1 protein-coding gene is annotated in these 1,535 nt (G+C 61.0%); it reads right to left on the bottom strand.

Features of this window, described 5'->3' with window-relative positions:
* Positions 1–859, bottom strand: an 859-nt coding sequence (locus tag EJK15_RS69255; RefSeq protein WP_171075436.1) for a reverse transcriptase N-terminal domain-containing protein, incomplete at its 3' end; no start/stop codon positions are given.
* Positions 860–1,535: the final 676 nt, after the last annotated feature.

The following is a 1,535-nucleotide window of genomic DNA, read 5'->3' as shown; positions in this document are numbered from 1 at the left end:
CCAGTACGGGGCTGCCCGGCATCACCCGGTCGGCGTTGACGCCGGACGTTCGATAGCGGACCCCGGCGGCCTTCTCCATACCATGCAAAGCGATATTCAGTAGGACGGGGCTGATCACGCCGCCTTGGGGCGTTCCCTCCTCGGTAGGAGTGAACCAGCCTTTCTCGATTACACCGGACTTCAACCATTTCGCGACAAGCCCCCTGGCTGGGAACGTGCCGATCTGGTCGAGGATATGGCCGTGATCGATGCGGTCGAATGCCGCTGCCAAGTCCGCGTCGAGTATCCATCGCCGTTGCGGATTCTTTCCGCTCACGGTGTTGAAAATAGCCTCGATTGCATCATGGCAGCCGCGGCCCGGACGGAAGCCATAAGACTTCGGCTCGAACCGCGCCTCCCACTCGGGTTCCAGGGCGTTGACCGAAATGGCTTGCAGCATCCGATCAGCGATCACAGGAATTCCGAGTGGTCTCTGTTTCCCGCCTGGCTTCGGTATATACACACGACGAACGGGTTTCGGTGTCCACGACCGCGACCGGAGTTGTGCCCAGTCAGCCCAAACGGGCTTGTCCCGGGATAACAGCACGGTCTTGCCATCGACACCGGCCGTTTTCCGTCCGGCGTTCACCTCCGTCACCCGCCGCACACTTAACAGTGCGTTGGCACGGGAGCGGAGCATGAGCTTCTGCAGGTTGCGAACCTTCTTCAGGTCCCCTGCCTGTGATGCTGCAAAGATTCTCTGTCGAAGCCGTCGTACGTCCTCCTCGATCTGCCGCCAATCCACGGCATCCCAGTCCAGAGGCTCGCCCTCGGGTCCGTTCACCACGGCGTCAGTCACGGCCGCAGCCGTCTCCGTCATGGCGTCCAACTTGTCCCTCGGTTCCGATGTCTTCGATCATCAAGTCTTCGCAGGCTCACCCGACGCGCGTCAGCACCCTTTCGGGCCGGGTCATCAAGGCCCGTATCCGGGCGGTTATACGACATCCTCGCAGGGAGGCTGCGGCGTTCGATGTCGCTTTCCCGTTGCCTTTCGACATCCCAGCGTTCGCTTCTCGCGTCATCCTATTCCCGCTGAGGAATTGGAGCTCTCCTTGCGGTCGGCCTACCAGGTATTGCTTCCTGGACCTCAACGGGGTTACCACGTTTCGCAGATATGAGACACGATCGGGGTGGGCCTCTCCTCTATCCCGGGGTGGCCGTGTCCTCCCGGCCGACAGGGCATAATCAGCCGGCGCCTGCCGCTTCCCAGCGGCCAACCCTTCACCCTCGCCGCTACATTCCATCGCAGAGGGAGGTATTGACGAGACATCAACGGAGATTCACGCTATTAACCCGTCCGATCTTTCCCTAACCCGTAACTCCCGGATGGAGCGGGAATCCTTCGGCTTTCCCCTGGGCTTCACACCCCGCCGTTACCAGCGACGCATGCCAAGGCGGGAACAGGTCTCACGGACACTGACCAGGGACTACACCTTCGATATCAACCGAACCTCCATTTGGTAAGCCCACTCACAACCTGCGACCTCGTGTCGCAC

It is taken from the genome of Nonomuraea basaltis, assembly GCF_005893125.1.
Classification (GTDB): domain Bacteria; phylum Actinomycetota; class Actinomycetes; order Streptosporangiales; family Streptosporangiaceae; genus Nonomuraea; species Nonomuraea basaltis.
This window is presented reverse-complemented; position numbering and strand designations above follow the sequence as displayed.